Consider the following 21453-nt stretch of genomic DNA (forward strand, 5'->3'; position numbering starts at 1 on the left):
GGCGCGCGCGCCCGCGTTGGAAATCCCGCATTCGTTACAGCCCGTGCAGGGTCGTCTCGAGCGCCTCCTTGAGCTGCTCGAACGCCCGCGTGGAGAGGGCCTCGTCGCCCACGGTCCCGAGGCAGAAGCCGCCGCGCGCCGTGCGCGCCTCGACCCAGGACATCATCTGCGCGCCCAGCCAGAGCGCGCCCGCCGTGGCGTCGACGCCGGGGATGCTGCGGACGCCGACCAGCGCCGAGAGCAGCGGGCCCACGAGCGACACGTGCGCCTCGGAGATGCCGTGCGCCGCCAGCGTGAGGCCGTTGTCGTCGGCGACGAAGGCGCCCACGCACGCGTGGTGGTCGAGCGTCCAGGCGACGAGCGTGTCGAGCCGGTCAGCCGGGTTGTCGGAGGTCTGCACGAGGCGCGGCACCTCCTTCGGCGGCGTGGGCCCGGGCTTCGCCGGCGCGGGCTTCGCCGGCGCGGGCGCCGCCTTCCCCTGCGCCGCGGGGCGCGGCGGCGCCATCGGGCTCACCAGCGTCGTGCGCTCCTGCGACCGCGGCGCGGTCACCTGCGCGAGCAGCGAGCTCACCCGCTGCGCGTCAGTCCACGAGACGGATCGGACCGTCATCCTCGCCTCCTGCCGTAGTGCCCAGCCGCTCCTCGATCTCGGCCACGAGCTTGTCGAACACCGCAGAGACCGCCGGGGGTCGGCGGCTGAGCAAGCCGAGCGGCACGCCCGCGCGGCTCGCCTGGAGGAACGTGCCGTCGCGCGGCACCGCGGTGTCGAAGACCTGCTCGCGGTAGAGCGACCACAGCTCCTCCAGCGACGCCAGCAGCACCGGATCGCGGAACGAGCTCATGGTGCCGATCACGCCGAGCAGCGAGCAGGCGGCGCCGATCTCGCGCAGCCGCGCCAGCATCTCGAGCAGCCGGGGCAGGGCCCGCAGCGCGAGCGGCTCGCACTGCGCCACGGCGATCACGCTGTCCACCTCTTCCAGCGCGACGCGCGACATCCCGCCGAGCCCGGCCGGCGTGTCGAAGAGGACGAGATCGAAGTCGCGCTGGCTCTGCTCCAGGATGCGCCCCACGATGTTCGCCTCGCGCGCGTTGACGGCGAAGCGATCCTCGTCGAGCGCGTCGACGGGGCCCATGGGCAGTAGACAGAGCTCGGGGAGCCGGGTCTTCACCACGCCCTCGAGCGGTGGGCCGCCGCGCGCGAGGCTCGCGGCCAGGCCGGGGCGATCGCTCACGCCGTCGAGCGACATGCCGATGGCGCCCTGCAGATCCGTGTCGACGAGGAGGGTCCGCGCGCCGCGGCGCGCGAAGGCGAAGGCGCAGTTGAGCGCCACGGTGGTCTTTCCGACTCCGCCCTTCAGGCTGGCGAATGCGATGGATCGGGTCATCTTGGGTATCCGAGCTTGCGTAGCTGTTCCAGGTTAGCGCGCACGAGGCTGGATGCGGGATCGAGCGCCGAGAGGTCGGTGAGGACGCGGGCCGCCTCGCTGTAGCTGCGCTCCATCAAGAGGCGCCGCGCGTCGGCGTTGAGCTGCTTGACGCGGCTCGCGATCTGCTCCGGGGAGGCGAGCGCGATCGCGATCCGCCGCGACGAGATCGGCGGCGGCACGTCGACGCTGCCCTCGTCGATGCGGCGCAGCGAGTCGAGCACCAGCTCCGCGAGGTCCTTGAAGATGGTGCGCTCCTTCGTCGAGCCGCCGGCCGGGTTGACGCGCACGCGCATCTCCGGGCGGATGAGCCGCGCGAACGCCTCCTCGCCCACGCCGAGGGCGTCGAACGCCGTCCATAGCTGGCCGCGCCGCACCTCGATGAGACCCACGTCGCCGCTCTCGTTGCTCACCACGAGGACGTGAGAGTCGCCGGACATGCAGATCATCTGCAAGAAATCGACGGGCACGAAGTTCATCCCGACGGGCGCCGATTGCGCGCCCGCGGCGTGCGCCATGAGGACGAGCGTCTCCTCGGCGATGGGCCACGTCACGCGCGTGACGCTGCTCACCGCGCCCGGGACCTCCACGCCGTCGTGCACGGCGAGCACCAGCCGCGCCGTGCGGCGGTTGAGCTGCGCGAGGGCGTCCTCCGGCGCGCCCGGGAGCGACGGCGCGTAGATGATGAGCTCCACGCTCTGCGCGCCGTCGAGCGCCTGATCGAGCTCTTCCCACGTGGCGGCGCCGAGGGCGCTCACCTGAGCCTGCCCGGCGATGACGCGAATGCACCGCATGCGCTCGCGCAGATCGGGGTCGGCGATCACGACGATGGGCATTCCCTCAGCCTCCGAGGTCGCGGTCGCGCTGCGCCCGGCGCAGCATGACCGCCGCCGCGTTGTCGCCCGGCCGCATCTTCGCGCACGCCTCGAACGCCTCGACCGCCTCGGCGAAGCGGCGCTGCACGAAGGCGGCGGTGCCGCGGGAGAACGCCTCGCGGTAGCGCCGATCCTCCTCGGTCTCGACCACCGGCAGCGTGAAGCGCGCGCTCACGGGGGCGGGCTCCGGCGCGCGCCGCTCCAGCCCGCGCGCCGGCATGGTCGGCGGCCCCGCGTCCGTGGTCGCCTCGGACGCGGTGCTCTCCGGCGCCTGCCGGAAGGACACCGGCGTCCTCTCGCTGTACGGCGACGCCACCTCCCTGCCCGTATACAGGCCGACGAGCACCTGCAGCGTGCGGAGCCGCCCGAGGGGGCACATCTGCACGATGTCGTCGAAGGTCGAGGCGCCGTCGATGTACCGCGCCACCATCAGCGCGTCGGGCGAGCGACCCGCCGCCACGGGGATGGGCCCCGCCACCTGATCGAGGCCGCCGAGCCGCTTCGCATAGGCGCCGGCGAGGAACTCTTTGATGCGTTCGATGCTCGTCTGCAGCTCGCGATCGTTGGGGGACTCCGATCGCGCTCGGTACAGCACCGCGAGCGCCTCCTCGTAGCGCTTCTCACGGACCAGCCGCACGACCTCCTCCCGCACGGGAATGGTCTTCGGGATCGCGCGGCTCTCGGGTTCCGACACCAAAGCTGAGTCGTGTTGGTCTTTCACGGCACAATTCGGCAAGCTACATGCCCGGGCCGCCGGCCTTCAAGCTGTTTGATTGAATGTTCGGGCCGCGGCCGCCAGCGTCGTCCATCGGGATCGCCATCGTCACAGGTGCGAGCGTGTGTGGGATCGGCCATAGCCAGACTCGACATCAGCCGCTGCGACCCGAGCCCACGTGAAGACCAGGAGACAGGGGCCGGGTCTATATAAGGAGGCCCGCTGCCGCGCTCGGCGGGGTGCGTCGCCGGCGCGCTCGGACGCCGCGCGGGATGAATCGTCGCCCCTCGTCAGTCGCTCTCTCGCGGTCTTGCTGTCCCACATGTGCGCTCGTTTGCACACCTGAGTGCCGCGCCCGACCTCAATGGAGGGATCCCTGAAGATATTGGATTCAGCTTACGCCGGACTTGCGCTACAGTCGGTACACCGAGTGGGAACACCCCCCAGCGTTGAACGACGACTGGAGGTGGTTCGAAGCTAGATTGGAAAAATCAAGCTCGGAAATGCAGCATGAGGGGGGGGCATGCAGGATTTCAACCCGGGGGGGATCCGGCTGCACCCATTTCGGTGACGCAGTGACCTTGTCTTAGGCATCACGAGGCGCCGTCGGCGCCTGGGAATAAGCAAACAGAGGGATAACTAGACCAACGACACAACAGCCGAAAGGAGATCGCTTATGCGGCAGGTCTTGCGGCACATCTTCCAGAAGAAGCAGGCGTACGCTCGTCTACCCCTGTTCGAGCGGATGCGGGACGAGCGGCTCGATCCTCTCGAGCGGCTCGGCTTCTATCCGTGCATGGCTTACTTCATCCTGAGCTTCGGCGACCTGAACCGGTTCGTACTCCGGGACGAGCGGGAACCGGACATGTACCAGGACATGGTCAACGTCCACACCCGGGAGGACGATCACCACTGGCCGTGGTACCTGGAGGATCTGACGAAGCTCGGCTTCGACGTCGAGGCGCGGGGCTCGGACTGGATGAACTTCCTGTGGGGGGAAGAGACACTTCAGAATCGGATCCTCACGGCCCGGCTGACGGAGCTCATCAAGGGCACGTCGGGGCTCGAGCGGCTCGTCATCATAGAGGCGATCGAGGAGACCGGCAACGTCCTGTTCTCGGCGATGCTCCCGCTTGCCAAGGCGCTGGAGGAGCGCCTCGGCACGGAGCTCCGCTACTGCGGCCCGCATCATTTCGAGCGCGAATCGGGCCACACCGTGGACGCGGATCACGCCGCGCTCGCGGGCATCTCGCTCGACCCGGCCACGCGCGCGCGGTACAAGGCGCTCGCGGACGAGGTGTTCGCGATCTTCGAGCCGTGGACGCACGAGCTCCTGCGCTATGCGCTCAAGCACCCGGTGAGCGTCGCCGAGACCGACGGCGTGAGCGGGGTGATGGTCCGGTCGTCGATCCTCGCCGCGTGAAGCAACGCGGTTGAGTCTCGCCGGTCCGCGCCGCGCGGCCCCCTCCACAGCACCCCCTCCGGCACGCGCCACGCGCAGAGCGCTCTGCGCGTGGCGCGGATACCGATGGCACCCCAGCCCACCATGCCCCGGTGGATCAGCCGCTACGCCTCCGCCGCGGTCGAGCTCCTCGATCGGCTGAAGCGCGATCTGGAGACGTGAAGCGTATCCACGCGGGCGGGCATCTGCTCTCGCGAAGGCAAGCGGCCATCGTCGCGGCGGCATCCGGGGCGCACGGCGCGGGGATGCTCGACCGCGAGCTCACGGCGGAGCTGTCTTGTTCCCTGCGTGCGGCAGCGCTAGGGGCCAGGGATGCGCAGGCACCTCCCGACTCGCCGTCTCGCCTCGATCGCCGTCATCACCTGCCTCCTCGCGGCGACAGCCTGCGGCTCCAGCGAGGAGGCTGCGCTCACCGTCGCCGAAGCCCGCGCCCTGGCCGACGGCTCCACGGCGACGGTCGAGGGGTTCGTGACCGTCGCGCCCGGCACGTTCACCTCGGCGACCGAGGACCAGGGCTTCGCCCTGCAGGACGCCACCGGGGGCATCTACGTGAGCCTGCCCGACGCGCCCGATCTCGAGCTCGACGTCCGGGTGCGCGTCACGGGGACGCTCGGGCAGGTGGCCCAGCAGACGGTGCTCAAGGCCGACGCGGCCGCGGTCACGGTGCTCGGGGGGATCGGACCCGTCGAGCCGACGGACGTGACGACCGCCTACGTCGGAGAGCAGGTCGAGGGCCTGCTCGTGCGCGTGAGGGGCAGCGTGACAAGGGCCGTGGAGGACGACCAGCCCTACGGCTTCAAGGTGTATATCGACGACAGCTCGGGCGAGACCCAGGTCTTCGTGCACATCGTGGACGGCCAGCCCGTCATCGACACGGCGTCGCTCGCCGTCGATCAGGCCATCGAGGTGACCGGCCTCGCCGCGCAGTACGAGGCGACCTACGAGGTCGCGCCGCGCCGGGCAGGAGACCTCGTGTTGCAGTGAGCCCGCCGGCGCGCCGATTCACGCGCCGCGCCCACAGTCGTGTCCTGTGCCCTGGTTCCGTGGAAGAGGACCACAGAGGCACAGAGGCACAGAGGGCACAGAGGGGAGAAAAGAAATATAATTTACTAACTCTCTCTCTCTTCTTCCCTCTGTGCCCTCTGTGCCTCTGTGGTTCGTCTTCTCTCCTCCCTCATTGAAACCACGGATCAACCTGCCGAGGCGGCACGAGGAACTGGACTTCGCCGCGGGCATCCAGGATCGTTCCGCGCACGGAGGGACGAGCGATGAGCAAGCACGAACCGGCAAAGACGCAGCGCATGGTGAGGCTCGGCTCCACGGGGCCCGAGGTGTTCCGGCTGGGGCTCGGCTGCATGGGGATGTCCGGCATGTACGGCGCGACCGACGACGCCGAGAGCGTCCGGACGATCCAGGCGGCGATCGACCTCGGCGTCACCCTGCTCGACACGGGGGACTTCTACGGGATGGGGCACAACGAGCTCCTCGTGGGGCGCGCCATCGCCGGCCGGAGGGAGCGGGTCCAGCTCTCCGTGAAGTTCGGCGCGCTCCGAGGGCCGGATGGAAGCTGGGGCGGGCTCGACATGCGCCCCGTCGCCGTGAAGAACTTCGCCGGGTACAGCCTGAAGCGGCTCGGCGTCGAGGTCATCGACGTCTACCGCCCCGCCCGGCTCGACCCCGCCGTGCCGATCGAGGACACCATCGGCGCGATCGCGGACCTCGTGAAGGCGGGCCACGTGCGCCACATCGGGCTGTCCGAGGTCGGCGTCGAGACGATCCGCCGCGCGCACCGCGTCCACCCGATCGTCGATCTGCAGATCGAGTACGCGGTCGCGACCCGCGGCCCCGAGGCCGAGATCTTCCCCGCGCTCGCCGAGCTCGGCATCAGCGCGACCCTCTATGGCGTCTACTCGCGGGGGCTCCTCACCGGCAGCAAGCCGAAGGGGCCGGGCGACCTCCGCGCCCACTTGCCCCGCTTCACCGGCGAGCACCGCGAGAAGAACGAGGACGTCGTGGGCGCCTTCCAGCGGTTCGCCCAGGAGCGCGGCATGACGCCGGGGCAGCTCGCGCTCGCCTGGGTGCTCGGGCGGCAGCCGGCGTTCGTGCCCGTGGTCGGCGCGAAGACGCTCGCGCAGCTCGACGACGCGCTCGGCGCCCTCGACCGGCCGCTGTCGCAAGCCGACCTGGCGGCGATCGAGGCGCTCGTGACGATCTCCGGCGATCGCTACGCAGCGCCGCAGATGCGGCAGCTCGACAGCGAACGCCGGTAGAGCCTTGTCCCACGAGCGGCGCGCGAGGGAGGTCGTGAGATGAGGCGCGCAGGTCCGCGCGCCCGACGCGCCGGCGCGCCGGCGGCGAGCGCAGCGCCCGGCGCCTCGCTGCTGCCTCGCGTCGCCCGCCTGTCGCTCCTCGTGGCCCTGACCGGCTGCGCCGCGGGCGAGAGCCCTCCCGCCGCCCCCAGGGCGCCCGCGGCGCGCCCCACGGCCGCCCGCCAGCCGAGCCCGGCCGCGTCGATCGCCGACGCGCCGCTCCTCGTCGCCGAGGCGTCGGGGGTGTGGCTCGACGATCCCGGGCGCCGGGCGAAGCTCCTCGCCCTCGCGCCGCAGATCGAGGCCCACCTCGGCGCCGAGCTCGCGCGGCAGGAGCTGCCGGGCTTCACGATCGGCGTCGTCGTCGGCGGCGAGCTCGCCTATGCGCGGGGCTTCGGCGCGCGCGACCCGGCGAGCCCGGAGGCGCCCGACGCGGACACGGTGTACCGCGTCGGATCGATCACGAAGACGTTCACCGCCGCCGCGATCCTGCAGCTCCGGGACGAGGGCAAGCTCGCGCTCGACGACCCCGCGTCACGCTACCTCCCGGAGCTCGCGAAGGTGGTTTATCCGACCTCCGACTCGCCGCGGATCACGATACGGCATCTGCTCACGCACGCTTCAGGGCTGCCGCGGCTCGGGCGGTTCAAGTACTCCGACCCGTCGCGCGACGTCACGGAGGCCGAGCTCCGCGCGGCGGTGCCCGGCGCGATGCTCGAGTACGTCCCCGGGACGAAGGAGGCCTATTCGAACTTCGGGTTCGCGCTCCTCGGGCTCGTCGTGGAGCGCGCCTCCGGGCATCGCTACCGCGACCACGTGAGCGAGCGGCTCCTCGCGCCGCTCGGCATGTCGTCCTCGTTCTGGGAGCAGCGCGCGGTGCCGCCCGGGCGCCTCGCGACGGGGCACCGCAGGAGGGCGGGCAAGCTGGAGCCCGCGCCCCACTGGCGCTTCGGCGCGTCCGAGGCGGCCGGCGGGCTCTACGCCTCGCTGCGCGACATGGCCCGTTACACGGCGTTCCTGCTCTCGGCCTACCCGCCGCGCAGCGGCGACGACGCGGGGCCCCTCCGGCGCAGCTCGATCCGGGAAGCCCACACGACGGCGCGGCCCGCGCGCCTCTCGGTCGAGCCGGCCGCCGCCGAGGGGCGCCATGCGGTCGACGCGACGGCGACCGGGTACGCGTATGCCTGGCGCGCTCACCAGAGCTGCGAGGACGACGCGGTCGTCCGGCACAACGGGGCGGCGGACGGCTATTCCGCCGTGGTGGAGCTCTACCCGCGGGCCGGCGTGGGGCTCGTGCTGCTCGTGAGCCACGCCGACGCCGACACCGAGGCGATCGTCGGGGAGGTGCGCTCGATGCTGCGCGAGGCCGGCGTCACCGCGCCCCGGCGGGAGCGCCCGAGCGCCCGCCTGGAGTCGGCCTTCCGCGGGGCCGTCGCGCTGTACGAGCGCTTCGAGCCAGCGCGCTACGAAGCGCTCTTCACCCCGGAGTTCCGGGGCGCCATCCCGGACAGCACCTTCGAAGAGACGCTCCAGCGCTTCAGGAAGACGCACGGGGCCTGTCGGCCCGGCGCGCTGATATCGTGGGAGCCGCCGCTCGAGGCGCGCTACGCGATGGCGTGCGAGCGGGGGCGCATCGAGGCGAAGCTCGCGCTCGACGCCGGGACGTCCAGGATCACGACGTATCGCCTCGACGGCATCGCGCCGCCGACCGAGGCGATGAAGCGCAGCGCGCAGCAGGTGCTCGAGCTCGCGGCAGGCCAGCCGACAGCCGCGGTAGGGCCGGTGCTCTCGAGCGCCGCCGACGCCGGCGCCGTCCAGGAGGCGCTCCGTGCGCTGCAGGAGCGACGCGGGTGCAAGCTCGGCGGCTCGGTCGACTCGGAGGGGGATCAGGAGCACACGTTCCGGATCGTGTGCGAGCGCGGCGTGAACCTGGTGATGAAGCTCAGGATCGAGGCGGGCGAGCCCGGCCGCGTCCGCGAGATCGAGCTCGAGGCTGCGAAGCAGGCGGGCAGGTGCCCGAAGGCGCTCTGAGGAGGGCGCGCGGGCACGTCGCTGGCGGTATGATGTTCTCTTGCACCTCCACGAGATGAACTGAATCATGAGCTCGCCTGCTCTCTCCGCAGCCAGGATGTCAATCGACCGTTGCGCCAGGTCGCTGCACCTCGCCGACGGCACCTTCGTCGAGGCGTCGCCGGCCGCCCTCGGGGTCTACGGCGCGGCGCCCGAGGCGCTCCTCGGGCGTCGCTTGCAGGAGTTCCTCGCGCCCGAGGACATGGCCGATGCGGAGGTCGCGCTCGGTGAGGCGATGCGCTCGGGCGACGCGATCTCCTTCGTCGTCCGGCTTCAGGGAGACGGCGACTCGCCCCGCCGGATCGAGATCGTCGCCCACGCGGAGGGCGGCGCGGCGGGCGAGAGCCGGCTCTGCTGTACGGCGCGCGACGCGGCGACGGCCGCCCGCGCGGCGGCCGAGCAGGTGCAGCTCTCGAGCAGGGCCGACGAGATGGGGCGCCGCCTGGAGCGGCTCATCGCCAGCGTGCCCGGCATCGTCTGGGAGATATGGTTCGTCGACGATCCGGCGCGCCAGCGGGTCAGCTTCGTGAGCGATCGCGCCCTCGCCCTGAGCGGCTACACCCCCGAAGAGTGGCTCTCCGTGCCGGACTTCTGGGCGAAGATCACGCACCCCGACGATCGGCCGGCGGCAGACGCATCAGGTACGCTCGCCGCGACGGGCTCCGCCAGCGCGCAGAGCCGGTGGACCACGAAGGACGGCCGCCTCGTCTGGGTCGAGACCCAGATGCGCGCCCTTCACAACGACGACGGGAGCCTGGCCGGCTATTGCGGCGTGACCATGGACATCACCGCCCGCAAGCAGGCCGAGCAGGAGCAGGCGCGCCTGCGGGAGGAGATCATCCAGTCGCAGGCGCGGCTCCTGGCCGAGCTCTCCACGCCGCTCATCCCGCTCAGCGACGGCGTGATCGCCATGCCGCTCATCGGCTCGATCGACCGCGCGCGCGCCGAGCGGGTGGTCGAGACGCTGCTCCAGGGGATCAGCGCGTCCGGCGCGCGCACGGCGATCCTCGACATCACGGGCGTACCGACCGTGGACACGCAGGTCGCGGACGCCTTGCTCAAGGCCGCGCGCGGCGTGCAGCTCCTCGGGGCCGAGGTCGTGCTCACCGGCATCCGCCCGGAGGTGGCGCAGACCCTGGTGACCCTCGGCGTGGAGCTCACCGGCATCGTCACCCGCGGGACCCTGCAGGACGGGATCCGCTACGCCGTCAGCGCCGCTCGACCGTGGCCAGGACGCCGAAGTGATCCGACAGGGTCGTCCGGACCGGCCGCCCTGCGGCGCTGATCGTGACCGGCTCGTCGAGGATGCGATCGGCGCGAACCGCCGCGTCCAGGCCGCGCAGGAGCACGTGATCGAGCCGCCAGCCCGAGTCCCCCACGTCGCCCGTGCCGAGCCCGTCATGAGAGAACGTCCCGCGGCGATCGGGCACGTCCGCGTCGCGGAACCCGGCGCTCTCCAGCCGCCGGAACAGCGATGAGCCGGGCGTCGTGTTGAGATCGCCGAGGAGCAGCGCCGGGGCGCGGCCCGCCTTCTCGTCGATCCAGGCGAGCAGGCGATCGAGCTGGGGCGGCTGCTCCGCGCCGCCCGGCGACAGGTGCGCCGCGAAGACGTGCAGGTGGCCGAGCCCGGGCGCCGCGACGCGCGCGTGCAGGGCGCCGCGCGCGTTCACGGTCGACTCGAACACGAGGATGCCGCGATCCTCGAGCGGCGCGCGCGCGAGGAGCCCCGTGCCGAACGAGCCGCCGTAGGCGATGAGCCCGCCGAAGCGCGACGACCGGCCCGGCGGCGACGCCTGCGCGGCCGTCGGCTCCCCGACGCAGCGGTCGACGATCTCGTGGATCGTGCCGGCGGGGCGGCTCGCGATGCAGTTGAGGCACGGGGTAGGGAGGGCGAGGGCGGTGGTCGCGCAGCTCTGGACGACGCAGGCGGCGAGCGCCTCATCGGTGAGGCCGCTGCATTTCGCCTCGGCGCACGCGACGAGCGGCCTCACCTGAGAGGCGCTGCACGCCCCGTGCGCGGCCGGGTGCGCGGGCTCGGGCCGGAGCGCGTGCGGCATGCGCGACTCCAGCGCCCTGCGGAGCAGATCCCAGTGCGCGTCGAGCCAGAACTCCTGCACGAACAGGAGATCCACGTCGAGCGCGGCCAGCGCCTCGACCACGCGCGGCACGCGCTCCGTCGCGTACGGCAGCACCCCGACCGCGAGCCCCGCGTTGAATGTGGCGACCTGGAACGGCATGGCGCACAGCGATGCACGCTGTGTGCCCGACGGCGCTGGTCAGCCCGCGGTCTCGACGCGCCCGTCGGGGTACCGCGCGAAGCGGCCCTCCTCGCGCGCGTGGACCGGGTCGTCGCTCGGCCACGGCCACCCGCCGAAGCCGGTGCGCCTGTAGTCGAGGAAGGCCTGCTGGACCTCCGCCATCGAGGTCATCACGAAGGGGCCGTGCTGCGCGACGGGCTCGCCGATGGGCCGGCCCTGGAGCAGCAGGATCTCGGTCTCGTCGGGGCCGTTCTCGAGGAGCGCGGCGGCGCCGTCGCGGAGCGTGATCCGCTGCCCGGCGGGTACGCGGCGAGCGCCGACGCGGAGCTCGCTGCCGCGGAAGAAGTAGAGCGCGCGGTTCGTCCCGGGCGAGGCGGCCGGCAGCGTGAAGCGCGCGCCGGGCGCCATCTTGAGCGTCCAGATCGCCACGTCGGCGTCCGCGCGCGACGCCCACGACCTCGGCGGCGGCGCCGGCGGGCGGAGCTCGCCGTGGCGGCCGGCGATGACCGTGATCTCGGTCGAGCGCCCCGCGGCGTCGCGCAGGACCTGCCTCGGGATCGTGTCGCCCCACATCATCACGAAGGCCGGGTCGGCGAGCTTGTCCGCGCGCGGGAGGTTGAGCCAGATCTGGAAGAGCTCGAGCGGGTTGGGCCCGCCGCGCTCGACGAGCGGGAACATCTCGGCGTGGACGACGCCGCTCCCGGCCGTGAGCCACTGGACGTCGCCGCGGCCGTAGCGCGCGGCCGCGCCGAGGGAGTCCGAGTGATCGACGAGCCCGCGCCGCACGACGGTCACGGTCTCGAAGCCGCGGTGCGGGTGCTGCGGGAAGCCGGGGACCACGGCGCCGTGGTACATGCGCCACCCGTCCTTGCCCGCGAAGTCGCGCCCGATGGCGCGGCCGGCGAGGGAGGCGGCCGGCCCCATCCGGTCGTTACCGGCCGGGTACGCGTCGTCGTGGTGCACGCAGAACAGGAACGGGTCGAGCGTCTCCCACGGCGACCCGAGCGGCGCGACGTCGCGGACGACATCCTGCGCGGCGAGCGCGGCGTCGTCGGCGCCGGTGGACGAGGGCTCGGTGCGGGCGCATGCGGCCACGACGGGCGCGGCGGCGAGGGCGCCGAGGGCAGTGCGGCGATCCATGGCCGCCATCGTAAGGTGCGCCCCGGGGAGGAACAACCGCGGAGTCGCGCAACGTGGTGTTGCGCCGCGAGCAACCATCGAGGCTCCGGCGCGCAGTTGCGCGGCGTTTACCGGGGTGAGCGGCGGTCGAGAGGCGACGAGGACGGCCGGGAGCGCGCGCGGGTTGTCTGCGCGCCCCTCGATGCTCCGCTGGTCCAGGTGGTAACGTCGATCCTCGTGTCCAGAGAGCGCTCCGAACGGAGCATCATCTTCCTCGTCGCTGCGGTCCAGTTCATCAACATCCTCGACTTCGTGATGGTGATGCCGCTCGGGCCCGACTTCGCTGTCGCCCTCGGCATCTCGATGTCCGACATCGGCCTCATCGGCGGCAGCTACACGGCGGCGGCCGCGATCTCGGGCCTGGCCGGCGCCTTCTTCCTCGACCGGTTCGACCGGCGCAGCGCGCTCGCCGTGGCGATGCTCGGCCTCGTGGTCGGCACCGCGGCCGGCGGCCTGGCGACCGGGCTGCCGAGCCTGATGGCGGCGCGCGTGCTCGCCGGGGCCTTCGGCGGGCCCGCGACCTCGGTGGCGTTCTCGATCGTCGCCGACGTCATCCCCCCGGAGCGGCGCGGCAAGGCGATGGGCGTCGTGATGGGCTCGTTCTCGGTCGCCTCGGTGCTCGGCATCCCCGCCGGGCTGGAGCTCGCCCGTCGCGGCGGCTTTCCGCTGCCGTTCTACGCCGTCGCGGCGCTCGGGCTCGTCGTCGCCGGGCTCGCGATCTTCCTCCTGCCCTCGATGCGCGGCCACCTCGCGGACGCGCGGCCGTCGGGCGGCGCGCTGAGCGAGCTCCACGCGCTCGTCCGGCGGCCCATCGTGATGCTCTCGTACGCGACGACGGCGGTCGTCACGATGGCGTCGTTCCTGGTGATCCCGAACATCTCCGCGTACGTGCAGTTCAACCTCGGGTACCCGCGCGATCGGCTCGGGTTGCTCTACTTCGTCGGCGGCCTGGTCAGCTTCGCGGCGATGCGCGCGGTGGGGCCGCTGGTGGACCGGTTCGGGTCGTTCCAGACGGGCGCGGTGGGGGCGGCGGTGCTCGTGTTCGTGCTCTATGCCGGGTTCTTCTCGTACGTTCCCGGGCTGCCGGTGCTCGGCATCTTCATCGTGTTCATGCTCGGCATGACGTTCCGCAACGTCTCGTACAACACGCTCACGTCGAAGGTGCCGCGCCCCGCCGAGCGCGCGCGCTTCACCTCGATCCAGTCGGCCGTGCAGCACATGGCGGCCGCGCTCGCCGCGTTCTGGTCGGCGAGGATGCTCCACGAGCTCCCCGACCACCGCCTCGACGGGATGCCCACCGTGGCCGCGCTGTCGATCGCCTTCACGATCGCGTTTCCGGCGCTGTTCCTCGGGATCGAGCGCCGCGTCGCCCTGGCCGCGGCGACGCGGCCGTAGAGCGCCGAACAGCTCGAAATACCCAGGAATGAAGAGAATTTGAACCACAGAGGCACAGAGGACACAGAGGAACAACAAAAAACTCTGTGCCCTCTGTGCCCTCTGTGCCTCTGTGTTCGTTGTCTCGGGGCTTCGACCTGTGCGGTGCTGCGCGCGAGCCACGTGAGCAGCCCCCGATCGAGGTTGGACGGCGCGTGGTCGTGACTGACCACCACGATGCGGCGGCCCCCGTCGAGGTGATGATGGTAGTGGCCGATCCTCTCCGTCGTTGCTCCCTCTCCCTGGATCGAGGTACAGCCAATCCCATGCGTGCGACCCGTCCTCGATTCGCGTCCCGAGTCTCCCCCCGATTCGAGCCCCCGGGGGAGGCGACCAGGGCCGTGAGCCGCCTGTCCAGCGCGCGATGAGCCAGCGTCCAGGCGTGGCAGGGGACGACCCGCGCGAGATCGGCGCCGTCATCGACGGCCTCCGCAAGGTCCTCGCGGACGTGCGCGGCGGCGCGCTCGACGCCCGGTGGGACGACGCGCTGCCCGAAGGCCACCCGCTCCACGGGCTCCAGCAGGACGTCAACGCGCTCCTCGCGGCGATCGCCACGGAGCGGATGCGGAGCCTCGATTACGTGGAGAAGGTCGAGGACCAGCTCGCCACCATCGAGCTCCAGCGCGCCGCGCTGCGCGAGCTGTCGACGCCGGTCATCGAGGTCTGGAGCGGCGTGCTCTGCCTCCCGGTGGTCGGGGTCATGGACAGCGAGCGTGGCGCGCAGGTGATGAGCGAGCTGCTCGCGACGGTCGCCGAGCGATCGGCGGGCCACGTCATCATCGACGTCACCGGGATCCTCGCGATGGACGGCGAGGCGCTCCGCCATCTGGTCAACGCGGCGAGCGCCCTGCGGCTGCTCGGCGCCGAGTGCGTGATCACGGGGATCAAGCCGCTCGTCGCCGATTCGCTCGTGGAGATGGACTTCGACCCGGGGCTGCTCACGACGCGGAGGAACCTGCGGGAGGCGCTCCGCCATATCATTGCGGCGAAGCGCGCCCCGTGATGCCGGCGGCGCGGCCGCCACGTTCGGCGCGGGTTGCGCGCGTTCGGGGCGCGGGCGTCAGCTCGCAGGGTTCGTCTGCGAGAAACGATAAGCGCCCACGGTGGCGGCGAGCGACGAGAGGACGAGGAGCAAGAGCGCGAGCGCGACGTTGTTGAGCGACTCGCCGAGGCCCACGATCCAGAGCCAGCGCGCGTCGGGCTGCACCGCGCCCATCAACGTGAGCGACTTGATGGCGCCGCTGACGAAGCCGAGACCGCCGGATACGAGCGTCAGGATGCCGAGGCTGATCTGGAGCGGAACGAAGCGCCGCTCGGGCGAGATGGCGTAACGGACGGACGCGGCGAGGAGCAGGAGCCCGAAGACGAGCGTCGGGTACATGCCCCAGCCGCCCATGTGAAACGCGTCAGACATGATGAGGACCTCCTTCGATGGCGGTGCTGACAGGCGGTGGGGGAGAAGGTTCCGGGGCGAGGGAGGGAAGTGCATCGCGGCGGGCGAGTCGGTCGCGCCAGCGGCGCTGGAGCCGCTGAAACGGCTGTGGCACGGCGTTGGCCCGAGCGGCTCGCTGCTTGCATGCGCTCGAACTTCGGGTATAGCCTCCGCCTCATGAGCGGTCCCGCGAGCTCGCCGTTGACGACTCAGACCTTCGAGCTGCGGGAGTCCCCGGACAGCCGGGGAGTCTGCTCATACCTCCTCGTCATCGGGGCTTCTTCGTCGTACCGCCGCGCGCTCCCCGACGACGGCGTGCTCATCGTGGGCCGCAGCGACGAGGCCGACGTGAGGCTCGACACCGCCGCGGTCTCCCGGCGGCACGCAAAGCTCGCCGTGTCCAGCGGCGAGATCCGGATCACCGACCTCGGCAGCCACAATGGGACGCTCGTCAACGGCGAGCGCATCGAGGGCTCGCGCACGCTCGGCTCCGGCGACGTTGTCACCATCGGCGACGCCACGCTGATCCTCCGGCGCGAGCTGTCGTCCAGCGGCGGGGCGCTCATCGACATGGGCCGGCTGCGCCGGCGCGTCGAGGAGGAGATCGAGCGCGCCGCCGACTCGGCGCGGCCGTTCGGCCTGGCCGTGGTGTCCCTCGGGGCCGTGCAGATGCGCACGGCGCTCGAGCAGCGGTTGCTCTCGGCGCTCCGGCTCGTGGACATGGTCGCCTGGGACGGGGCCTCTCACCTGGCCCTCGGGTTCCCCGAGCTCGGCGGAGAGGCGGCGCGCGCCGCGGTGCTCCACCTGCTCGAGGTGATCGCGCCGCTGGCCCCCGACGCGCGCGGCGGACTGGCCGCCTATCCGTTCGACGGCGGCGACACGGAGACGCTCCTCGCCGGCGCGCGGACCGCCGCGTCGATCGCCGCGCCCGGGGCGATCGCCGCCGCCTCGGAGACGGCCGTCCAGCACGTCATCGGCGAGCGCACCATCGTGGTGGCCGATTCGGCCATGATCCGGCTGTTCGAGCTGATCCGGCGCCTCGCGGCGAGCGATCTGCCCGTCCTCGTCCTCGGCGAGACGGGGGCGGGCAAGGAGAACGCCGCCGCCGCGGTGCATCACTGGTCTGCCCGGGCCCAGCGGCCGCTGATCACGCTCAACTGCGCCGCGCTCCCCGAGACGCTCGTGGAGAGCGAGCTCTTCGGCTACGAGAAGGGGGCGTTCTCGGACGCGCGGGCGCCCAAGCCCGGCCTGCTGGAGCGGGCGCACGGCGGCACCGTCTTCCTCGACGAGATCGGCGAGCTGCCCCTCGGCGCGCAGGCCAAGCTGCTCCGCGCGCTCGAGGTGAAGCGGATCACGCGCCTCGGCGACGTGCGCGATCGCGAGGTGGACATCCGCGTCGTCGCCGCGACGAACCGCGATCTCGAGGCCGAGGTCCAGGCCGGCCGCTTCCGGCAAGACCTGCTCTTCCGCCTGAGCGCCGCCGTCGTCGAGCTGCCCCCGCTCCGGGACAGGCGGCGTGAGCTGCCGATCCTGGCCCGCCTGTTCCTCGCCGAGGCGTGCGCCCGGACGGGGCGGCCCGCGCTCGACCTCTCGGAGGCCGCGCTCGCCGCGCTCTTCGCGCACCCGTTCCCCGGCAACGTGCGCGAGCTCAAGAACGCCATGGAGTACGCCGCCGCGACGGCGGACGGCCCGGTGATCGAGCCCTGGTGTCTGCCCGAGCGCATCGCCGGGCTCGACGTCGCGCCGCGGCCCGCGGCGGACCCGTCGGAGCCGCCCGCCGCGGCGCCCTTCCGCTTCAAGCCCATCGCCGAGGAGATCCGGGACATCGAGCGCACGCGCATGTGTCAGGCGCTCGACGCCGCGGAAGGGGTCCAGAAGCGGGCGGCGGCGCTCCTCGGGATGCCTGTCCGCACCTTCACCTTCAAGCTGAAGCAATACGGCATCTCCGCGCGGGAGGGGAAGCGGAGCGCGTGAGAGAGAGCCTCCGGGTACGGCGCTCTCGAGAAGAGAGCAAGTGAGTTCATGAGTTCAGAACCCTCCGTGCAGCCCTGGTGATCGGTTGCCCGCCCGTGCGGTGTCGATCACTGGGCCTCATGTCGTGTCAGAACACGAACCGAGCGGACACCCCCGCAGCGTCGAGCGACGCGGCGGGACGGAGCTCGACCTTCACGCCGCCGCGATCCTCGGTGCGGGTGGACTGTGGCCTGTTCATGAAGAGCAGGGCCGTCCCCGTGATCACTGTCGCTCCGCCGACGATGAAGGCGCCGATCGCCAGCCGGTTCTCGAGGACGCTGTCTCTGTCCTCGGCAAGGTCGAGCGGCTCGCACCACGGATCACAGAGGTCCTCGATGCGCTCCTGGTTTGTCCTGTGGTCCGCGCCGGCACCCAACGCCAGCACGCCGCCCGCGACGCCCAGGGCCGCGCCTGCCCCGAGCGTCGCCCAGGGGATCCACGCGGCCCACCGCTGCCTGGTGACGACGGTGTCGACGCTCAGCGCGAGCTGGCCCGAGGCCTCTTTGCCGGCGAGCACGACGACGGGCTTGACGACCGTGAAATAGCCGCTCTTTCTCGCCGTGATGACGTGCTCTCCCGGCAAGACCATCCGGCGCCCGGCGCCGGGGCCGACGAACCAGGGCTGGCCGTCCATCAGCACGACGGCGCCCGGCTCGTCACAGCGGATCTCGATGGAGGCGAGCTCCCGCTCGACGAGCGCCCGCAACGCCGCGCGCGCCTCCTGCTCCAGCTCGGCGTCGAGCGAGCCGGGCCCCCAGCGCAGGGAGAGGCGCAGGCTCTCGTGGGCGAGGAGCGGCAGACCGATGCTCCGGAGCGCCCGTCCCAGGTAGACCCGGAGCTCGGGGTGCTCCCAGAACGCCAGCGCCTCCTCGTATTTGGCCCGCGCCTCGGCGAGCATCATGCGCCGGTGCAGCTCCCGCGCCTCGTCGAAGAGCGACTGTGCCCTCTGCTTTCGCTCCTCGGAGATGCCCTGATGCCATGATGGCAGCGGCGCCTGGGCTCGCGCGGGCGCAGCGCACACGGCCACGAGGGCGATGGGCAGCAGGAGCTGCGCTGTGGAGAGCGCGATTCGAGGGTGTCGTTTGCGGGTTGTCGTCATGAGAGCCGAGCCCCTGTCTTTTCCGGGGCGTCCGTGGACCTCCGCTCGCGCACGCCTCTAGCACGAGTCCAGGCTCGCTGGTCACCTCGCGCGCATGTCGAGATCGACATCGAGCGCACGTGCGTGATCAGACTACATCGAACGGAAGGGCCTGCCAAGCGAGCCGGCGCCGCGGGGGCGCCGTCGGATGAGCCGGCGCCGCGGGGGCGCCGTCGGATGCCTGGATCGCGCCGCGCGGGCGATCCAGGGGAGGCCAGGTGGCTGGGGCGCGTAGGTACTCCGCAAGGTGAAAGGGGACATGCGCGCACGGGCACGGTACTATGCTCGCGGCGTGGTCGCGTGCGCTCGTGAGATGATTGAGACCCAGACGATGCCCGCGACGGCCGCCCAGCCGTCGTCGTCCCCGGAGCAGGCCAGGCCGGCGCCGTCGGCCGGCGATCGCGTCGGCCATTACGAGCTCCTGCGCGAGCTCGGCCGGGGTGGCATGGGGGTCGTCTTCCTGGCGCGCGATCTCCGGCTCGCTCGCCTCGTCGCGATCAAGCTCCTCACGAAGCTGAGCAGCGTCGGAGTCCAGCGCTTCCTCGTCGAGGCGCAGGCCACCGCGCGCTGCAAGCACGAGCACATCGTGACGATCCACGAGGTCAACGAGCACGGCGGATTCCCGTACATGGTGCTCGAGTACATCGAGGGGCAGAGCCTCCGCGCCTGGATGAAGCTGCGCCGGCCCTCGGACGCCCCCAGCCGGGCGCGGGCGGCGCCTGTCGCGCCCGGCGTGGCCGTCGAGATGATGGTCCCCGTCGTGCGCGCGCTCGCGAGCGCGCACGCGTCCGGCATCGTCCATCGCGATCTGAAGCCCGAGAACGTCATGCTGGACGCGTCGGGCGCGATCAAGGTGGTCGATTTCGGCGTCGCCTCGCTGCGCGATGACGAGGCGAGCCTCGTGGCCGAGCGCCCCGTCGCCGAGGACATGCGCCTGACCCGCACGGGCGCGCTGGTCGGTACGCTGCCTTACATGTCCCCCGAGCAGTGGGCGGGCAAGGAGCTCGACGGGTCCAGCGATGTCTGGGCGGTGGGCATCATGCTCCACGAGCTCGTGCTCGGGGCGCATCCGCTCGCGCCGTGCAGGATGCCGGACCTCATCGCGGTGCCGCGCCTCGACGAGCCGATGCCCGAGGTCAGCGCCTGCCACCCGGAGGTCGGCGCGCTCGGCGCGATCATCGACCGCTGCCTGCGCAAGCGAAAGGCCGAGCGGTTCGCCTCGGCGGAGGAGCTGCTCGCCGCGCTCCTGCCGCTCCTGCCCGGGCGCCGGGAGATCCACCTCGGCGCCGACGAGAGCCCGTTCGCCGGCCTCTCGTCGTTCCAGGAGGCCGACGCCGACCGCTTCTTCGGCCGGGCGCAGGACCTCGCGGGCGTCGTCGCGCGCCTCCGCAGCCAGCCGCTGCTCGCGATCGCGGGCGCGTCGGGGGTGGGGAAGTCCTCGCTCGTGCGGGCCGGGGTCATCCCGGCGCTCAAGCGCTCCGGCGAGGGGTGGGAGGCGCTCGTCCTGCGGCCCGGGCGCGCTCCGATGGCGGCGCTCGCGGAGCTCTTCAGCCACCCGTCCATGACGCTGAGCACCGACGTGCGGGAGCTCGCCGGGCAGGGCGGCGCGTCGACGCGCGCGGCCCTGATCGAGCGGCTGCCCGCCGAGCCCGGCCTGCTCGGCGCCGCGCTGCGCGGGTGGGCGGGCCGCGCGCAGAAGCGCCTCCTGCTGTTCGTCGATCAGTTCGAGGAGCTCATCACGCTCGGCGCCCCGGCCGAGGAGCGCGCGGCGTTCCTCGCGTGCCTCGAGGGCATCGCCGACGACGCCTCCTCGCCGCTCCGGGTCGTCCTGTCGGTGCGGTCCGATTTCCTCGATCGGATGGCGGAGCACGAGCATTTCATGGCGGCGATGACCCGCGGCCTCGTGTTCCTCCGGCCGATGGGGCGCGAGGGGCTGCGCGAGGCGCTGGTGAAGCCGGTCGAGGCGGCGCGGCACGAGATCGAGGATCCGGCGATGGTCGAGGACATCCTCGACGCGCTGGCGACGACGCGGGGCGCGCTGCCGCTGCTCCAGTTCACGGCGGCGCGGCTGTGGGAGATGCGCGATCGGGGGCGCCGGCTGCTCACCCGGGCGAGCTACGAGGCGCTCGGCGGCGTGGCGGGCGCGCTGGCGAGCCACGCCGACACGCTGCTGGCCGGGATGAGCGAGCGCCAGGCGAGGCTCTCGCGGGCGGTGCTGGAGCGCCTGGTGACGCCGGAGCGGACGCGGGCGGTGGCCAGCCTGGCCGAGCTCTGCGAGCTGCCCGGGGACCCGGGCGAGATCGAGCGGGTGGTGGGCCTGCTCGCCGACGGGCGGCTCCTGGCGATCGAGAAGGGGAGCGACCGCGCGGAGAGCACGGTGGAGCTCGTGCACGAGTCGCTCATCGAGCGGTGGCCGACGCTCAAGCGCTGGCTCGGCGAGAGCCAGGAAGACGCCGCGTTCCTGGACCGGCTGCGCGCGGCGGCCCGGCTCTGGGACGCGAGCGGCCGCGCCGCGGACACGCTCTGGCGCGGCAAGGTGGCCAGGGAGGCGCGCGACTTCCACGAGCGCTACCGGGGCGCGCTGCCGGAGCGGGAGCGGCTGTTCCTGGAGGAGGTGCTCCGGCTGGCGAACCACACGCGGCAAATGCGCCGCCGCCTCGTCTCCGGGGTCATCGCGGCGCTGTCGATCCTGGTCGGCGTGGCGGGGGCGGGGATCGTGAAGCTGAGCCGCCAGAACGGGGTGATCACGGCGCAGCTCGACGCGATCCGGAGGGGGGAGGACACGCTGAAGCAGGCGCTCGCGAGCGAGGCGGCGCAGCGGAGCGCGGCCGAGCGGGCGCGGCAGGAGAGCGAGGCCGAGCGGCGGCGGGCCGAGCAGATGCAGCGCGAGGCGGAGGAGGCGCGCGATCGCGCCGAGGCCGAGGCCGAGCGCGCCCGCGCGGCGGTGGGCCAGGCGCGGGCGGCGCGGGACACGGCGCAGCGGTCCGAGGCCGAGGCGCGCGAGGCCGAGGTGAAGGCCACCGAGGAGGAGCGCAAGGCCAGGGCGGCGGCCGAGGCCGTGCTGCAGAGCAAGCGCGAGCAGGAGCAGCTCATCGAGCGGACCGCGGGGAAGATCGGCGAGAGATTGAAGTAGCGGGCGCCGCG

General features: G+C 72.3%; 17 protein-coding genes. 9 read left to right on the plus strand and 8 right to left on the minus strand.

Annotation, left to right across the window (positions count from 1 at the left end):
* Positions 1–34: 34 nt before the first annotated feature.
* Genes WME76_RS13700 through WME76_RS13715 form a run of 4 tightly spaced genes read right to left on the minus strand, consistent with a single transcriptional unit; the run spans position 35 to position 2993 of the window.
* Positions 35–610 carry a hypothetical protein gene (locus WME76_RS13700; RefSeq protein WP_437960573.1) on the minus strand — a complete coding sequence of 192 codons (576 nt, stop codon included), beginning with the start codon at positions 608–610 and terminating at the stop codon, positions 35–37.
* Positions 582–1385 carry a ParA family protein gene (locus tag WME76_RS13705; protein WP_433936592.1) on the minus strand — a complete coding sequence of 268 codons (804 nt, stop codon included), beginning with the start codon at positions 1383–1385 and terminating at the stop codon, positions 582–584. Before WME76_RS13705 ends, WME76_RS13700 begins: the two co-directional genes overlap by 29 nt.
* Positions 1382–2260 carry a DUF4388 domain-containing protein gene (locus WME76_RS13710; RefSeq protein ID WP_437960574.1) on the minus strand — a complete coding sequence of 293 codons (879 nt, stop codon included), beginning with the start codon at positions 2258–2260 and terminating at the stop codon, positions 1382–1384. Before WME76_RS13710 ends, WME76_RS13705 begins: the two co-directional genes overlap by 4 nt.
* Before the next feature lie 4 nt (positions 2261–2264).
* Entirely contained in the window at positions 2265–2993 is a 729-nt protein-coding gene (locus WME76_RS13715; protein WP_437960575.1) for a TRP-like protein, read from the minus strand.
* A 697-nt stretch (positions 2994–3690) separates the two neighbouring features.
* On the opposite strand from WME76_RS13715, the gene WME76_RS13720 reads away from it, so the two are divergent.
* The 5 genes from WME76_RS13720 (at position 3691) to WME76_RS13740 (ending at position 10140) form a co-directional block, all read left to right on the plus strand.
* Complete coding sequence (locus tag WME76_RS13720; RefSeq protein WP_437960576.1) at positions 3691–4437, plus strand: hypothetical protein; 747 nt, start codon at positions 3691–3693, stop codon at positions 4435–4437.
* 351 nt (positions 4438–4788) lie between these two features.
* Positions 4789–5460 (plus strand): DNA-binding protein, encoded by a 672-nt coding sequence (locus WME76_RS13725; protein ID WP_437960577.1) that lies wholly within the window; start codon positions 4789–4791, stop codon positions 5458–5460.
* Positions 5461–5744: 284 nt separating this feature from the next.
* On the plus strand, positions 5745–6746 hold the full coding sequence (locus tag WME76_RS13730) for an aldo/keto reductase (RefSeq protein WP_437960578.1): 1002 nt from the start codon (positions 5745–5747) through the stop codon (positions 6744–6746).
* Positions 6747–6785: 39 nt separating this feature from the next.
* Positions 6786–8816: a serine hydrolase domain-containing protein gene (locus WME76_RS13735; protein ID WP_437960579.1), complete on the plus strand. Its 2031-nt coding sequence runs from the start codon at positions 6786–6788 to the stop codon at positions 8814–8816.
* A gap of 67 nt (positions 8817–8883) precedes the next feature.
* A complete protein-coding gene (locus WME76_RS13740; RefSeq protein WP_437960580.1) occupies positions 8884–10140 on the plus strand; it encodes a PAS domain-containing protein in 1257 nt (418 codons plus the stop codon).
* On the opposite strand, the gene WME76_RS13745 is transcribed toward WME76_RS13740, so the two are convergent.
* Positions 10064–11092: an endonuclease/exonuclease/phosphatase family protein gene (locus WME76_RS13745; RefSeq protein WP_437960581.1), complete on the minus strand. Its 1029-nt coding sequence runs from the start codon at positions 11090–11092 to the stop codon at positions 10064–10066. The two genes, WME76_RS13740 and WME76_RS13745, sit on opposite strands and share 77 nt — an antisense overlap.
* 39 nt (positions 11093–11131) lie before the next feature.
* Positions 11132–12262, minus strand: coding sequence for a pirin family protein (locus WME76_RS13750; protein ID WP_437960582.1), 1131 nt, complete (start codon positions 12260–12262; stop codon positions 11132–11134).
* 189 nt (positions 12263–12451) lie between these two features.
* Here WME76_RS13750 and WME76_RS13755 point away from each other — a divergent pair, with 189 nt between their 5' ends.
* Together WME76_RS13755 and WME76_RS13760 are read left to right on the plus strand one after the other, a co-directional pair.
* Positions 12452–13687, plus strand: a complete 1236-nt coding sequence (locus WME76_RS13755) for an MFS transporter (RefSeq protein WP_437960583.1) — start codon at positions 12452–12454, stop codon at positions 13685–13687.
* Positions 13688–14090: 403 nt separating this feature from the next.
* Positions 14091–14729 carry an STAS domain-containing protein gene (locus WME76_RS13760; protein WP_437960584.1) on the plus strand — a complete coding sequence of 213 codons (639 nt, stop codon included), beginning with the start codon at positions 14091–14093 and terminating at the stop codon, positions 14727–14729.
* 57 nt (positions 14730–14786) lie between these two features.
* Here WME76_RS13760 and WME76_RS13765 read toward each other — a convergent pair whose 3' ends face one another.
* Positions 14787–15140 carry a hypothetical protein gene (locus WME76_RS13765; RefSeq protein ID WP_061614425.1) on the minus strand — a complete coding sequence of 118 codons (354 nt, stop codon included), beginning with the start codon at positions 15138–15140 and terminating at the stop codon, positions 14787–14789.
* A gap of 195 nt (positions 15141–15335) precedes the next feature.
* Here WME76_RS13765 and WME76_RS13770 point away from each other — a divergent pair, with 195 nt between their 5' ends.
* The gene (locus WME76_RS13770; protein ID WP_437960585.1) at positions 15336–17132 is read left to right on the plus strand and encodes a sigma 54-interacting transcriptional regulator; all 1797 of its coding nucleotides are present in this window, start codon (positions 15336–15338) and stop codon (positions 17130–17132) included.
* Positions 17133–17259: 127 nt separating this feature from the next.
* Here WME76_RS13770 and WME76_RS13775 read toward each other — a convergent pair whose 3' ends face one another.
* Entirely contained in the window at positions 17260–18270 is a 1011-nt protein-coding gene (locus WME76_RS13775) for a hypothetical protein (RefSeq protein WP_437960586.1), read from the minus strand.
* Between the two features lie 370 nt (positions 18271–18640).
* On the opposite strand from WME76_RS13775, the gene WME76_RS13780 reads away from it, so the two are divergent.
* Positions 18641–21442, plus strand: a complete 2802-nt coding sequence (locus WME76_RS13780) for an nSTAND1 domain-containing NTPase (protein WP_437960587.1) — start codon at positions 18641–18643, stop codon at positions 21440–21442.
* Positions 21443–21453 lie beyond the last annotated feature (11 nt).

It is taken from the genome of Sorangium sp. So ce119, from assembly GCF_051524405.1.
Taxonomy (GTDB): Bacteria; Myxococcota_A; Polyangia; order Polyangiales; family Polyangiaceae; genus Sorangium; species Sorangium cellulosum_G.

Coding starts and splice junctions, on each gene's coding strand:
- WME76_RS13700 (WP_437960573.1), bottom strand. CDS start 610: ATGACGGTCCGATCCGTCTCGTGGACTGACGCGCAGCGGGTGAGCTCG.
- WME76_RS13705 (WP_433936592.1), bottom strand. CDS start 1,385: ATGACCCGATCCATCGCATTCGCCAGCCTGAAGGGCGGAGTCGGAAAG.
- WME76_RS13710 (WP_437960574.1), bottom strand. CDS start 2,260: ATGCCCATCGTCGTGATCGCCGACCCCGATCTGCGCGAGCGCATGCGG.
- WME76_RS13720 (WP_437960576.1), top strand. CDS start 3,691: ATGCGGCAGGTCTTGCGGCACATCTTCCAGAAGAAGCAGGCGTACGCT.
- WME76_RS13725 (WP_437960577.1), top strand. CDS start 4,789: ATGCGCAGGCACCTCCCGACTCGCCGTCTCGCCTCGATCGCCGTCATC.
- WME76_RS13730 (WP_437960578.1), top strand. CDS start 5,745: ATGAGCAAGCACGAACCGGCAAAGACGCAGCGCATGGTGAGGCTCGGC.
- WME76_RS13735 (WP_437960579.1), top strand. CDS start 6,786: ATGAGGCGCGCAGGTCCGCGCGCCCGACGCGCCGGCGCGCCGGCGGCG.
- WME76_RS13740 (WP_437960580.1), top strand. CDS start 8,884: ATGAGCTCGCCTGCTCTCTCCGCAGCCAGGATGTCAATCGACCGTTGC.
- WME76_RS13745 (WP_437960581.1), bottom strand. CDS start 11,092: ATGCCGTTCCAGGTCGCCACATTCAACGCGGGGCTCGCGGTCGGGGTG.
- WME76_RS13750 (WP_437960582.1), bottom strand. CDS start 12,262: ATGGCGGCCATGGATCGCCGCACTGCCCTCGGCGCCCTCGCCGCCGCG.
- WME76_RS13760 (WP_437960584.1), top strand. CDS start 14,091: ATGAGCCAGCGTCCAGGCGTGGCAGGGGACGACCCGCGCGAGATCGGC.
- WME76_RS13765 (WP_061614425.1), bottom strand. CDS start 15,140: ATGTCTGACGCGTTTCACATGGGCGGCTGGGGCATGTACCCGACGCTC.
- WME76_RS13770 (WP_437960585.1), top strand. CDS start 15,336: ATGAGCGGTCCCGCGAGCTCGCCGTTGACGACTCAGACCTTCGAGCTG.
- WME76_RS13775 (WP_437960586.1), bottom strand. CDS start 18,270: ATGACGACAACCCGCAAACGACACCCTCGAATCGCGCTCTCCACAGCG.
- WME76_RS13780 (WP_437960587.1), top strand. CDS start 18,641: ATGCCCGCGACGGCCGCCCAGCCGTCGTCGTCCCCGGAGCAGGCCAGG.